This window comes from Streptomyces sp. NBC_00271, assembly GCF_036178845.1.
Lineage (GTDB): Bacteria > Actinomycetota > Actinomycetes > Streptomycetales > Streptomycetaceae > Streptomyces.
This window is the reverse complement of record NZ_CP108070.1, coordinates 2,743,992-2,756,716: the sequence shown is the minus strand read 5'-3', so window position 1 is coordinate 2,756,716 and position 12,725 is coordinate 2,743,992. Positions and strand designations below refer to the sequence as shown.

Genomic DNA, 12,725 nt, shown 5'->3' with positions numbered 1-12,725 from the left:
ATGAGCGGAGACGGTCAGGGAAAACGCCACTGGTTCGACGACGACGCCGGACCGGTGGTCCGTCCTTATGCCATGACACGCGGGCGCACCACCAGCCCGGCCCAGCATCGCCTCGACCTGATAGCAGTGGTCGTCACGGAGCCCCACGCGGACGACCCCGAAGCCGACCATTCGCTGTCCCCGGAACACGTGGACATCGTCGAGCTCTGCCGCGACACCCCCCAGTCGGTCGCCGAGCTCGCCGCGGAGCTCGACCTGCCCATCGGAGTGGTCCGGGTCCTCATCGGGGACCTCGTGACCGAGGAAATGGTCCATGTGACACGTCCCGTACCCCCTGCCGAGCTGCCGGACGAGAGTATTCTGCGCGACGTGATCAGCGGCCTCCGGGCGCTCTGAGCTGGGCGGAAGCGGGGAGCAGACGTGACAGGCTGGCAGTTCTGGGTCGACCGAGGCGGCACCTTCACCGACATCGTCGCGCGACGCCCGGACGGCCGTCTGCTCACGCACAAACTGCTGTCCGAGAACCGGGCGAGGTACGCCGACGCGGCGGTGGCGGGTGTCCGGGAACTCCTCGGCGGCGGCCAGGACGCCCAGGGCGCGCGGATCGACGCCGTCCGCATGGGAACCACCGTCGCCACCAACGCCCTCCTGGAACGCAAGGGGGAGCGCACCCTGCTCGTCATCACCCGAGGCTTCCGCGACGCCCTGCGCATCGCCTACCAGAACCGCCCCCACATCTTCGCCCGCGCGATCGAACTGCCCGAGCTGCTCTACGAACGCGTGGTCGAGGTCGACGAGCGGATCGCCGCCGACGGCACCGTCCTGCGCGCCCCCGACCTGGACGCCCTTGCCGGGCCCCTCCAGGAGGCGTACGACTCCGGGATCCGGGCCGTCGCCGTCGTCTGCATGCACAGTCACCTCCACCCCGCCCATGAAGAGGCCGTCGGCGAGCTGGCGGCACGCACCGGCTTCCCGCAGATCTCGCTCTCCAGCGAGGTCAGCCCGCTGATGAAGCTCGTCCCGCGCGGCGACACGGCCGTCGTCGACGCCTACCTGTCGCCCGTGCTGCGCCGCTACGTCCAGCACGTCGCCGATGAGCTCCAAGGCGTGCGACTGATGTTCATGCAGTCCAACGGAGGCCTCGCCGAAGCGGGTCAGTTCCGCGGCAAGGACGCCATCCTGTCCGGTCCGGCGGGCGGCATCGTCGGCATGGCCCGGATGTCGCAGCTCGCCGGCTTCGACCGTGTCATCGGCTTCGACATGGGCGGCACCTCCACGGACGTCTCGCACTTCGCGGGCGAGTACGAGCGGGTCTTCACCACCCGGATCGCCGGGGTCCGGCTGCGGGCGCCCATGCTGGACATCCACACCGTCGCCGCGGGCGGCGGCTCGGTGCTCCACTTCGACGGCTCCCGCTACCGGGTGGGCCCCGACTCGGCAGGCGCCGACCCGGGCCCCGCCTGCTACCGCGGTGGCGGCCCGCTCACCGTCACGGACGCCAACGTCGCACTCGGCCGCATCCAAGCCACCCACTTCCCCAAAGTGTTCGGCCGCGACGGCGACCAGCCCCTCGACGACACCCTCGTCCGCGACCGGTTCGCCGCCCTCGCGCGCGAGATCCGTGAGAAGACCGGCGACGACCGCACCCCGGAGCAGGTGGCGGAGGGTTACCTGCAGATCGCCGTGGCCAACATCGCCAACGCGGTCAAGCGGATCTCGGTCCAGAAGGGCCACGACGTCACCCGGTACGCGCTCACCACCTTCGGCGGCGCGGGCGGCCAGCACGCGTGCATGGTCGCCGACTCGCTCGGCATCCGCACCGTCCTCGTCCCGCCCATGGCCGGCGTCCTGTCCGCCCTCGGCATCGGACTCGCCGACACGACGGCCATGCGCGAGCAGTCCGTGGAGGCACCCCTCGAGTCCTCCGCGATGCCCGGCATCCTCAAGACCGCCGACGACCTGGAGAGCGCCGCCCGCACCGAACTCCTCGCCGAGGACGTGCCCGAGGACCGCATCCGCGTCACCCGCCGCGCCCAACTCCGCTACGACGGAACGGACACGGCGCTCACCGTCGAGCTCACCCAGCCCGACACCATGACCCACGCCTTCGAGGAACGCCATCGCGCCACCTACTCCTTCACCCTCGATCGTCCGGTCGTCGTGGAAGCCCTCTCCGTAGAGGCCACCGGACTCACCGAACCCCCCGATCTCTCCGCCCTCGCGACCTCTTCGTCCGCCCGCGGCGCGACGCAGACGGTCAGCCTCCACACGGGCGGCGCCTGGCGCGACGTACCCCTGCACCGCCGCGAGGAACTGCCCCCCGGTGAAACGGTCACCGGCCCCGCGATCATCACCGAGGCCAGCGCGACGACCGTCGTCGACGACGGCTGGCGGGCCGCGACGACCGACGACGGGCATCTGGTCATGGAACGCGTGGCGGTTACGCAGAGTTCCGATCTCGGCACGGAAGCGGACCCGGTTCTCCTCGAGGTCTTCAACAACCTCTTCATGTCCATCGCCGAGCAGATGGGCGCCCGCCTGGAATCCACGGCCCAGTCGGTCAACATCAAGGAACGCCTGGACTTCTCCTGCGCGCTCTTCGACCCCGACGGCAGCCTTGTCGCCAACGCCCCTCACATCCCTGTCCACTTGGGCTCGATGGGCACGAGCGTGCAGGAGGTCATCCGGCGACGCGGCGACAGCATGCGCCCGGGTGACACGTACGCGGTCAACGACCCGTACCACGGAGGCACCCACCTCCCCGACGTCACCGTGATCACCCCGGTCTTCGACACGGGGGGTGAGCACATCCTGTTCTACGTCGCCTCGCGCGGACACCACGCCGAGATCGGCGGCATCGCCCCGGGCTCCATGCCCGCGAACAGCCGCACCATCGAGGAAGAGGGCATCCTCTTCGACAACTGGCTGCTCGCCGAGAACGGCCGCTTCCGTGAGGCCGAGACGCTTCGCCTGCTCACCGAGGCGCCCTACCCCTCGCGCAATCCGAAGACCAACCTCGCCGACCTGCGTGCCCAGATCGCCGCCAACCAGAAGGGCGTCGACGAAGTCGCCCGCATGATCGAGAACTTCGGCCTCGACGTCGTCCAGGCCTACATGCGGCACGTGCAGGACAACGCGGAGGAAGCCGTACGTCGCGTCATCGACGCCCTGGAAGACGGTGAGTTCGCCTACGAGACGGACTCCGGGGCGGTCATCCGTGTCCGAGTCTCCGTAGACCGCGAAAATCGCTCCGCCACTGTCGACTTCACGGGTACGTCCCCGCAGCTCGGCACCAACTTCAACGCTCCCTTCGCGGTGGTCAACGCCGCCGTCCTGTACGTCTTCCGCACTCTGGTCGCCGACGACATCCCGCTCAACGACGGCTGTCTGCGCCCGCTCGACATCGTCGTGCCGCGTGGCTCGATGCTCGCTCCCGAGGCCCCCGCCGCCGTGGTCGCGGGCAATGTGGAGACCTCTCAGGCGATCACCGGCGCGCTGTACGGAGCCCTGCGCGTGCAGGCCGAAGGGTCCGGAACGATGAACAACGTCACCTTCGGCAACGAGCGCTACCAGTACTACGAGACCGTGGCCTCCGGGTCCGGCGCGGGCGACGGCTTCCCCGGCGCCTCCGTCGTACAGACCCACATGACCAACTCGCGGCTCACCGACCCCGAGATCCTGGAGTGGCGACTGCCGGTCCAGCTCGACGAGTTCGCGGTCCGGCCGGGCAGCGGCGGAGCCGGGCGCTGGAGCGGCGGGGACGGTGCCGTGCGCCGTATCCGGTTCCATCAGCCCATGACGGTCTCCACGCTGTCGCAGCACCGCAGGGTCCCGCCCTACGGCATGGCCGGCGGCGAGCCCGGAGCGCTCGGCGCCAACCGGGTGGAGCGCGCGGACGGCACGGTCACGGAACTTGGCGCAAGTGATACGGCGGACGTCGGCCCCGGCGACGTACTTGTCATCGAAACCCCCGGCGGCGGGGGCTACGGCCCACCGTCCCACGACCCCCATCAAGCAGGAGAAGAGATCGATGATCTTCGGGCGTTCTGAGCGCGGCAAGCCCCCGGTCGAGCCCGTCACGCTCAAGATCCTGGTGGCCGGTGGCTTCGGGGTGGGCAAGACGACCCTGGTCGGCGCGGTCAGCGAGATCAAACCGCTGCGCACCGAGGAGGTGCTCACCGAGGCGGGCCGCCCGGTCGACGACACCAGCGGCGTGGAGGGCAAGCACACCACCACCGTCGCCATGGACTTCGGCCGCATCACGCTCCGAGAGGACCTGGTGCTCTACCTCTTCGGGACGCCCGGACAGGACCGCTTCTGGTTCCTGTGGGACGAGCTCGCCGCCGGTTCCCTGGGCGCCGTCGTACTCGCCGACACGCGCCGCCTGGAGGACTGCTTCGCCGCCGTCGACTACTTCGAGCGGCGCTCCATACCGTTCGTGATGGGCGTCAACTGCTTCGAAGGATCGGCCCAGTACCCGGTCGACGAGGTCCGCCAGGCACTCGACCTCGACGACGACGTTCCGGTCGTCCTGTGTGACGCGCGAGACCGGGAGTCGGCCAAAGAGGTCCTCATCGAGGTCGTCCAGCACGCGATGGCGTACGGAGCCGACCGACGCGAACCGGTCACCACCTGACCCATACATACGGGCCGAACCACGCATACGGCCCGTACCCCCGCCGACCGGGGTACGGGCCGTCGTCCCGCACACGCGTGTGGCTCACGCGAGACGCACGCGCGCGTGGACCCCTGTCTCAGCTGACGTCGTCCTCGTGCCAGCCGAAGCTCTTCTCCACCGCCTTGCGCCAGTTGTGGTACTCACGGTCGCGCACGGAGGCCTCCATGGACGGTGTCCACTCGACGTCCTTCTGCCAGTGCGACTTCAGCTCGTCGAGGTCGTTCCACACACCGGTCGCGAGCCCGGCCGCGTAGGCCGCGCCCAGACAGGTCGTCTCGGACACCCGGGGACGGATCACCGGCACGCCCAGGACATCCGCCTGGTGCTGCATCAGCAGATTGTTCTTGGTCATGCCGCCATCCACCTTCAGGGTGGTGATCTGCACGCCGGAGTCCTGGAACATGGCGTCGACGACCTCACGGGTCTGCCAGCTCGTCGCCTCCAGGACCGCGCGGGCGAGGTGCGCCTTCGTGACGTATCGCGTGAGGCCGGTGACGACACCGCGCGCGTCGGAGCGCCAGTAGGGCGCGAACAGGCCCGAGAACGCGGGCACGATGTACGCGCCTCCGTTGTCGTCGACGCTCGCGGCCAGCGTCTCGATCTCGTCGGCGTTGCGGATGATGCCGAGCTGGTCGCGGAACCACTGCACCAGGGCGCCGGTGATCGCGATCGACCCTTCGAGGCAGTAGACGGGCGCCTCGCCGCCGATCTTGTAGCCCATGGTCGTCAGCAGCCCGTTCTTCGAGGGGACGGGCCGGTTACCGGTGTTGAGCAGCAGGAAGCTGCCGGTGCCGTACGTGTTCTTGGCGGTGCCCACGTCGTAGCAGGCCTGCCCGAAGACGGCCGCCTGTTGGTCGCCGAGCGCCGAGGCGACGGGGACGCCCGCCAGCTGGCCCACGGCGGTGCCGTACACCTCGGCCGACGACCTGATCTCGGGCAGCACCGCCTCGGGGACGTTCATCGCCGCGAGGATCGAGGGGTCCCATTGAAGGGTCTCCAGGTTCATCAGCATGGTGCGCCCGGCGTTGGTGACGTCGGTGACGTGCCGACCGCCGTCCGTGCCGCCGGTCAGGTTCCAGATCAGCCAGGAGTCGATGGTGCCGAAGGCGATCTCGCCGCGCTCGGCACGCGCGCGCAGCCCTGGCACGTTGTCGAGCAGCCAGGCCGCCTTGGGGCCGGAGAAGTAGCTGGCCAGCGGCAGACCGGTCTGTTCGCGGAAGCGGTCCTGGCCGTCCGTGCCGCCCAGCTGGTTGCAGAGCGCCGAGGTCCGGGTGTCCTGCCAGACGATCGCGTTGTGCACGGGCTTGCCGGTGGCGCGGTCCCACAGGACCGTCGTCTCGCGCTGGTTGGTGATGCCGAGCGCGCTCAGCTGGTCGGCGCGCAGCCCCGCCTTGGCGATCGCTCCCGCGACGACCGCCTGCACCTTGGACCAGATCTCGGTGGCGTCGTGTTCCACCCAGCCCGGCTTGGGGAAGATCTGGCGGTGCTCGCGCTGGTCGACGGCGACGATCGCGCCGCTCCGGTCGAAGATGATGCAGCGGCTGGAGGTGGTGCCCTGGTCGATTGCGGCGACGTACTTCTCGGCGTTCTCCGTCATGACGTCCCCTTACGTCTTCTTCGTCAGAAGGCTGCGTTGGAAGTCTGCGTTCTCGTCAGAAGGCTGCGTTGTAGATCGCGGCCCCGATGGCGGCGCCGGCGATCGGGCCGACCACCGGGATCCAGGAGTAACTCCACTCCGAGGTGCCCTTGTTGGGAATCGGCAGCAATGCGTGGGTGAGGCGCGGTCCCAGGTCACGGGCCGGGTTGATGGCGTACCCGGTGGGCCCGCCCAGCGAGAGTCCGATGCCGACCACGAGGAACGCGATGAGCTGGACGGGCAGTCCCGCGTCGCCGATCCCGGCCACGTGTTTGTGGCCGCCGACCATGGCCAGGATGGGCAGCATCAGGCCGACGGTGGCGATGATCTCGGTGATGAGGTTCTGCACCGGATGGTTGATCTCTGGCCGGGTCGAGAAGATGCCCAGCGTCTCGATGGCGTTGTCCTCGTCGGCGTTGAGATTGAACTGGCCGAGGTAGAGCAGCCAGCAGAGCACGGCGCCGACGATGGCGCCCGCGAACTGGCCCAGAATGTAGAAGGGCACGTCCTCCCACTTCGTCGATCCCTCGATGGCGAAACCGATGGTCACGGCCGGGTTGATCTGACCACCGGACAGCGGCGCCGCCGTGTAGGCCCCGGCGAGCACGCCGAAACCCCATCCGAACGCGATGACGACCCAGCCGGCGCCCTGTGCCTTGGACTTGTTGAGGGTGACCGCGGCGCAGACCCCCGCGCCGAACAGAATCAGAATCGCAGTGCCGATCAACTCGCCGACAAAAATGTCGCCGTTGCTCATGGCGGCTCCTAGGCCTCGCCCGGAGCGGTCCGCTCCGGGCCACCGTGCGGGGTGCGTTTCCCATGGCTACTTCAGCCGAAGGCAGGGAGGTCCCGCGCCCCACCCGGCGTCCGTGACGAGCGTGCCGTCGCAGCGGAATCGCCCGTGGGGGACGGCCTTGGAAACAGGTCGGGAACCCGAGCGGTGCGGTGCCTGAAGACGCCCGAATGCGGCGATGCCGACTGACATCCGGAAGTGTTCACCGGCGTCCAGAGGGCGTCAAGGTCGCCGACGGCAACGGTTGAAGGTCGTGAAACAGCCAAGATCGGGGCACGGTAAGAGGCCTGCCCGGGACACGGTCTCGGGCCGACCGTCCCTTCGCCCTCACCCGTCACAGGGGTCCCGGGCGGCAAGGCCGTTGCGCAGAAACCTCCCGGTCCCTCGCTCAACCGGCCTGTGCCCGCTCCGCCCCCGAACCACGCAGGACCTCATGCCCCGGCAGTCCCGCCCGCCCCAGCACCCAACTCGCCCCGCTCAGCGCCTTGGCGGCCTGCTTGAGCGGTGCCAGGCAGGCCGCCGCCTGTCGGTGGTCGGTCACGCTGCCCGGCGCGCACAGGACCGTGGCCAGCGACAAGGTGACGGGACGTCCGCCCGCCGACCAGGGCGCGTCGAGTACCGTGCCGGCCAGTGGGCCGAGAGACTCCGGCTCCGCGAGGACCAGGAAGTCGTCGCCGCCGATGTGCCCCACCCGGGTCGTCCCGGAAGCCGCGTGCTGCAGCGTCCGCCCGACCGCCCGGATCAGCTCGTCGCCCGCCGCGAAGCCCGCTCCGTCGTTGACCTGCTTGAAGTGATCGACATCGAGCCAACTGAGCGCGAACGTCCGGCCGTCGGCGATCCGCCGGTCCACCTCGCCGGTGATGGCGTCCGAACCGGGCAGCCTGGTCAGCGGGTTGAGCCCGGCCGCCTCCTCGACCCGGCTCTCGGAGAGCGCTCGTACGAGATCGGCCAGGCGTACGACCCCCACGCACCGCCCGTAGTGATCGACGACCGCGACATCGTCCGACGTACGGTCCCGCTCGCCGTCCGCCACCACGTCGAGGACCTCCCACGCGGTCGCGTCGGCGCCGACCGTACGCGGCGGATCGCCGAGCTTGGCGGCCGGCCGGTCGGCGTACAGGGCATGCCCGTACGGCCCCGACATCGACAGCAGGAACCGTGACCGGTGCACCGAGCGGACCGGGATCCCGGAAGGATCCACGAGCAGCACACCGGACACGTCGGGCGACCCGGTGAGCAGCGCCCGCACCTGCCCCGCGGAGGCCGTCGCGGGCAGCAGCGCGGCGGGCCGCACGAACTGCCGCACCGACGGTCCCGACCGGGGGGCCGCCGCGACGCCGGGGGAGAGGGCCGGAACGTATACGTCCGCGACGGGCAGCCGTGCGGGCGGCGCGAACAGCTCGCCCTGCGCCAACTGCGCCCCCGCCGACACCGCGGCCGCGCACTGCAGCTCCGTCTCGACGCCCTCCACGGACAGCAGCGCGCCCAACTGCTCGCACAGCGTCCGCATCGCCCGGACCGCCGCCGGTCGCGCCAGCAGGGACGCGTCGAGCTTCACCAGCTCGGGCGCGACGTCCGTGAGCAGCCGCAGGGGTACGTCGCCGTCACCCACTCCGTCCGCACAGATCCGGAAACCTTCACTCCGCACCGTGGACACCGCCTCCAGCAGAGCCTGGTGCGGCACGTGCGTGTACGGCGGACCGATGTCGATCGTCACCTCCCACGGCAGCCGACCGGCCTCGCGCACGGCGTCGCGCAGCGCCGCGAGCCGTCCGAGATCGGCCAGTGTCCCGGCGAAGACATTCACGTGCAGCGGCAGCATCGTCTCCCTGCGGGCCGCCGCGCGGATCGCCAACGCCGCCAGCCGCCCGTCGAGTTCGGGGTCGCGGCAGGCCTGTGCCAGGATGTCGCCGGATTCGGGACGGGCGAGTATCTCCAGCGCCGCAACCCCTCCGGTCGTCAGGTTGACGACCGGCTGGAAGGCGAAGCGGACAGTATCCGTCCAGGAGGGCACGGGAGCATACTGGCCCCGCCCGCGCACGCCCGGGCGCGATTCACGAGCTGTTCACGCAGCATTCCGAGGTCGTCACACCGAGTGCGGACGGCCGCGGGGCGAGCGTCCGTGGACGGTGGTCGTCGCGCCGCGCGCCGCCCCTGGACGCGGTGCATTCGGCCGGCCGCCGACTCAGCGGACGGCGACGACCGACGAACCGTGTCCGAACAGCCCCTGGTTCGCCGTGATACCCACGCGCGCGCTCTCGACCTGCCGGTCGCCCGCGTCCCCGCGCAGCTGCCACGTCAACTCGCACACCTGGGCTATGGCCTGCGCCGGAATGGCCTCTCCGAAGGAGGCCAGTCCGCCGCTGACGTTCACCGGTATGCGCCCGCCCAGCGACGTGGCACCCTCCCGCAGCAGCTTCGCGGCCTCGCCCTCCCCGCACAGCCCCAGGTCCTCGTACCACTGCAATTCCAGGGCCGTGGACAGGTCGTACACCTCGGCGAGCGAGAGGTCCTCGGGGCCGATGCCCGCCTCCTCGTACGCCGCCCGCGCGATCGAGGCCCGGAAGGTGCCGGCCGCGGGTTCCACGGCGACGGCGGAGTCCGTGGCGATGTCCGGGAGGTCGAGCACGGTGTTGGGGTAGCGCGGTGTCACCGTCGACACCGCGCGGATCCGTACGGGGGCCGCCGCCCCGTGCCGTCGTGCGAAATCCATGCTCGACAGTACGAGGGCGGCGCCCCCGTCGGACGTCGCACAGATGTCGAGCAGCCGCAGCGGGTCGGCGACGACGGCGGAGCTCGCCACCTCTTCGGCCATGACCCTCTTGCGGTACCGCGCGTTCGGGTTCAGCGCCCCCAGGGCGGCGTTCTTCACCTTGACCTGCGCGAAGTCCTCCAGGGTGTCCCCGTGCACGGCCATCCGCCGCCGCGCGTACAGCCCGAAGTACGTCGGGTTCGTCGCTCCGAGGACCCGGAACCGCAGCCAGTCGGGATCGTCCGGCCTGTCCCCGCCCGCCGGACGGAAGAATCCCTTGGGCGCAGCGTCGGCGCCGACCACGAGGACCACGTCCGCGAGGCCCGAAAGGATCTGCGCTCGCGCCGCGTTGATGGCCTGCGCCCCCGACGCACAGGCGGCGTACACACTCGTGACCCGCGCTCCCTGCCAGCCCAGGGCCTTCGCGAACGTCGCTCCCGCCACGTACCCCGGATAGCCGGCGCGCACGGTGTCGGCGCCCACGACCGAGCCGATGTCCCGCCAGTCGACCCCCGCGTCGGCCAGCGCCGCACGCGCCGCCACGACCCCGTACTCGACGAATCCGCGCCCCCACTTGCCCCACGGGTGCATGCCCGCGCCGAGCACCGCCACCTCACCGCTCATGCCGTCACCCCCGTACGCCACATGCCCTTCATGCCGTCACCCCCGTCGGCCGCCAGTGCCACGTCGTCCAGGTCGTCTCCTCGTCCTCGTTCAGCACACCGGGGACGACCTCCACCTCCATGCCCACCGCCAGGTCGGAGACGGTGATCCCGGGAACCGTCTGACCGAGTACGACGAGCCGCTCGGATTCCAGCTCCACAGCGATCAACGCATAGGGTTCCCACGAGAGTTCCGGATCGGTCACATACGGTGACGGAGGTCGGTACCGGCTGTCGGTGTACGACCAGACGCGACCGTGCCGGGACAGCGGAACCTCGGTCAGCTCACCGCCGCGGCATCCCGGATTTCGGCAGAAGGCGTCCTCGCGGGGGAAGAAGACCGAGGCGCACGCGGAGCAGCGTGTGCCGAGGAGACGGAAGTCGTCCCCGTCCCCGGCGAACCATCCGGCGACCACGGGTGTACGTGTACGTGTACGCGACAAGACCCCTCCACAGCACTGGATCTGACGGAACGTCAGAAGTGTGCCACGGGCATCGGGAAATGGGCAGCGCGACGGAGAGAACCGTGGAGGCCTCCTGGGCGTCGGAGTATCGGGAGGTGCGGCCGGGGCCCACGGGGGTGGTTCCGGCCGTACCTCCCGGTTCGGCTCCGGGGCCCGTTGGGGGATCCGGTGATTCCCTCACTCGATGGTGCCCGACCGCGGGTGATCCCTTCCCTGACGGATCCCGCACCTGATAGATGCAGGGGGCATGACACGACTCTCCACCGCCGTACGCGGTCTGGTGACCACGCTCGCCGCCTTACTGACCGTGACCGCCGCTTCCGCCACCGCCCGGGCGACGCCCCAGCCGAAGGCACCCGAGGACTTTGTGTCCCTGGGATCCGTGGACCCGACGATCATCCAGGAGATGCGCTACTTCACGCCGCACAACTTCGTCGGCGAGCGCATCGACGGCTACCGGCAGCCGATCTGCATCCTCACCCGACCCGCCGCCGAAGCCCTCCACAAAGCTCAGGTGACACTGCTGCACGAGGGCTACACCCTCAAGGTGTACGACTGCTACCGGCCGCAACGCGCCGTCGACCACTTCGTGCGCTGGGCCCAGGACCTCGACGACCAGGCGATGAAGGCCGAGTTCTACCCGCAGGTCGACAAGACCCGCCTGTTCGAGGATGGTTACATCGCCGAGAAGTCCGGACACAGCCGCGGCTCGACGATGGACCTCACGATCGTGCGGCTCCCCGCGAAGCCGACCCGCCCGTACGTCCCCGGAGAACCCCTCGCGCCCTGCTACGCGCCCCAGACCGAGCGCTTCCCGGACAACTCCGTGGACATGGGGACCGGCTTCGACTGCTTCGACACCCTCGCGCACACGCTGGACCCACGCATCCAGGGCGTGCAGCGAGCCAACCGGCAGCTCCTGAAGAGCACCCTCGAAGACCTCGGATTCGTCAACCTCGCCGAAGAGTGGTGGCACTACACGTACAAGCCCGAGCCCTACCCCGACACGTACTTCGACTTCCCCGTGTCCAAGAAGTCACTGACTTCGTCCCCCTGAGCCGGGCCGGTCCGCCCCGTGACGGCGGGGCGGACCGCATCAGGAGACGCACATCGACAGGCGCCTGGACCCGCACCTGATGGGCACCCGAAGACGAGCGAGAAGTGATCGGCTACAGTCCGCGGCGTGTCAGCAACCCCGCACCCACCCGCCGACTTCGCGCCGGACTCTCACTGTTCGAGCTGCGGAGCACCCTACGGAGAAGGCAACTCCGGCTGGCCCCGCACCTGCGCCGTCTGCGGCGGCGTGGCCTACCGCAATCCGCTGCCGGTCGCGGTGGCCCTGCAGCCCGTGTACGACGACAGGGGCACCGCCCTGGTCGTCATCACCCGGACCATCGCCCCCGCGCGCGGAGGCATCGCGCTGCCCGGAGGGTTCATCGACCACCGGGAGGACTGGCGGCACGCCGTCGTCCGGGAACTCAAGGAGGAGACGGGAATCGACGTGCCGAGCCGCGAGGTGCGGCTCGCCGACGCGATGAGCTCTCCCGCCGGTCACCTGCTGCTCTTCGGGCTCCTACCGGAGCGCCCCGCCACCGAACTGCCGCCGTCCGCCGCCACGGACGAGACCGAGGGCTGGCACCTGCTGCGCCGGCCCACCGAGCTCGCCTTCCCGCTGCACACCTTGGCGGCGCGCGCATGGTTCGAGGGACGGTACGTCTGAAGGGGTCCCGCAGGGTTCTC

At 70.1% G+C, this 12,725-nt stretch carries 10 protein-coding genes; 5 read left to right on the top strand and 5 right to left on the bottom strand.

Annotation, left to right across the window (positions count from 1 at the left end; genetic code table 11):
* Genes OG798_RS13000 through OG798_RS12990 form a run of 3 tightly spaced genes read left to right on the top strand, consistent with a single transcriptional unit; the run spans position 1 to position 4,636 of the window.
* A complete protein-coding gene (locus OG798_RS13000) occupies positions 1-396 on the top strand; it encodes a DUF742 domain-containing protein (RefSeq protein WP_054237191.1) in 396 nt (131 codons plus the stop codon).
* Between the two features lie 24 nt (positions 397-420).
* The gene (locus OG798_RS12995; protein WP_121416767.1) at positions 421-4,050 is read left to right on the top strand and encodes a hydantoinase B/oxoprolinase family protein; all 3,630 of its coding nucleotides are present in this window, start codon (positions 421-423) and stop codon (positions 4,048-4,050) included.
* The gene (locus OG798_RS12990; RefSeq protein ID WP_095855874.1) at positions 4,031-4,636 is read left to right on the top strand and encodes a GTP-binding protein; all 606 of its coding nucleotides are present in this window, start codon (positions 4,031-4,033) and stop codon (positions 4,634-4,636) included. Before OG798_RS12995 ends, OG798_RS12990 begins: the two co-directional genes overlap by 20 nt.
* Before the next feature lie 118 nt (positions 4,637-4,754).
* On the opposite strand, the gene glpK is transcribed toward OG798_RS12990, so the two are convergent.
* From glpK to OG798_RS12965, 5 genes are all read right to left on the bottom strand, one after another.
* On the bottom strand, positions 4,755-6,275 hold the full coding sequence (gene glpK / locus OG798_RS12985) for a glycerol kinase GlpK (RefSeq protein ID WP_095855875.1): 1,521 nt from the start codon (positions 6,273-6,275) through the stop codon (positions 4,755-4,757).
* A gap of 55 nt (positions 6,276-6,330) precedes the next feature.
* Positions 6,331-7,071: an MIP/aquaporin family protein gene (locus OG798_RS12980; RefSeq protein ID WP_121416768.1), complete on the bottom strand. Its 741-nt coding sequence runs from the start codon at positions 7,069-7,071 to the stop codon at positions 6,331-6,333.
* 424 nt (positions 7,072-7,495) lie between these two features.
* Complete coding sequence (locus OG798_RS12975; RefSeq protein ID WP_121418572.1) at positions 7,496-9,121, bottom strand: GGDEF domain-containing protein; 1,626 nt, start codon at positions 9,119-9,121, stop codon at positions 7,496-7,498.
* A 171-nt stretch (positions 9,122-9,292) separates the two neighbouring features.
* The gene (locus tag OG798_RS12970) at positions 9,293-10,483 is read right to left on the bottom strand and encodes a lipid-transfer protein (RefSeq protein ID WP_328757015.1); all 1,191 of its coding nucleotides are present in this window, start codon (positions 10,481-10,483) and stop codon (positions 9,293-9,295) included.
* Between the two features lie 28 nt (positions 10,484-10,511).
* Complete coding sequence (locus OG798_RS12965) at positions 10,512-10,937, bottom strand: Zn-ribbon domain-containing OB-fold protein (RefSeq protein WP_095855877.1); 426 nt, start codon at positions 10,935-10,937, stop codon at positions 10,512-10,514.
* A 295-nt stretch (positions 10,938-11,232) separates the two neighbouring features.
* Here OG798_RS12965 and OG798_RS12960 point away from each other — a divergent pair, with 295 nt between their 5' ends.
* A complete protein-coding gene (locus tag OG798_RS12960; RefSeq protein WP_121416769.1) occupies positions 11,233-12,042 on the top strand; it encodes a M15 family metallopeptidase in 810 nt (269 codons plus the stop codon).
* Between the two features lie 126 nt (positions 12,043-12,168).
* Positions 12,169-12,705, top strand: a complete 537-nt coding sequence (locus tag OG798_RS12955; protein ID WP_328757013.1) for an NUDIX domain-containing protein — start codon at positions 12,169-12,171, stop codon at positions 12,703-12,705.
* Positions 12,706-12,725: the final 20 nt, after the last annotated feature.

Excerpts from the sequence above, each read along its gene's own strand:
- OG798_RS12970 (WP_328757015.1), bottom strand. The coding sequence starts at position 10,483 with ATGAGCGGTGAGGTGGCGGTGCTCGGCGCGGGCATGCACCCGTGGGGC.
- OG798_RS13000 (WP_054237191.1), top strand. The coding sequence starts at position 1 with ATGAGCGGAGACGGTCAGGGAAAACGCCACTGGTTCGACGACGACGCC.
- OG798_RS12980 (WP_121416768.1), bottom strand. The coding sequence starts at position 7,071 with ATGAGCAACGGCGACATTTTTGTCGGCGAGTTGATCGGCACTGCGATT.
- glpK (WP_095855875.1), bottom strand. The coding sequence starts at position 6,275 with ATGACGGAGAACGCCGAGAAGTACGTCGCCGCAATCGACCAGGGCACC.
- OG798_RS12960 (WP_121416769.1), top strand. The coding sequence starts at position 11,233 with ATGACACGACTCTCCACCGCCGTACGCGGTCTGGTGACCACGCTCGCC.
- OG798_RS12990 (WP_095855874.1), top strand. The coding sequence starts at position 4,031 with ATGATCTTCGGGCGTTCTGAGCGCGGCAAGCCCCCGGTCGAGCCCGTC.